We start from the raw sequence: 552 nt of genomic DNA, 5'->3' as shown, positions 1-552 counted from the left end.
ACCGCGCCCGGCCCCAGCGCCCGCCGGCCGGCGACCAACGCTGTGATCCCGGCGCTGGCCACCAGCGCCACCACCAGCGCACCCAGCAGCGGCCACGGCAGCGCGAGGTCCATCGTCCAGTGGAAGCTCTGCGGGTTCACCACCTTCACCAGCACCAGCGCCATCACCAACCCCAGTGCCAGGCCCGTGAGAGCCCCCACCAGCCCCAGCCCGGCGCCTTCGGCGGCCAGCATGGCCAGCACCTGCCCACGGCTGAGGCCGACATGGCGCAACATGCCGAACTCACGCAGCCGGGCCAGCACCTGCGCCGAGAAGCTGGTGGCCACCCCGGCCAGGCCGATCAGGATGGCAATCGCCTCCAGCGCATAGGTAACGGCAAAGCTGCGATCGAAGATGGACAGCGCCACGCGCCGCATGTCGGCCGGGCGGCCGAATTGGGCCTGGCCGGCGACGGCTGTTGGCAGGGCGGCGGCCAGCGCCGCCTCCACGCGGGCCGGGCTGGCGCCAGGCGCCAGCGTGACCGCCGCCTCGGTGGCGCCGGCATCGCCGCTG

General features: G+C 74.1%; 1 protein-coding gene. It reads right to left on the bottom strand.

What is annotated here, in order from left to right; translation table 11 throughout:
- Positions 1-552, bottom strand: a 552-nt coding sequence (locus GJV64_RS15375) for an FtsX-like permease family protein (RefSeq protein ID WP_164158397.1), incomplete at both ends; no start/stop codon positions are given.

Source organism: Sandarakinorhabdus rubra (assembly GCF_010994245.1).
GTDB classification, from domain to species: domain Bacteria; phylum Pseudomonadota; class Alphaproteobacteria; order Sphingomonadales; family Sphingomonadaceae; genus Sandarakinorhabdus; species Sandarakinorhabdus rubra.
Note: the sequence above shows the minus strand (reverse complement) of the source record. Positions and strands in the feature narration are given on the sequence as shown.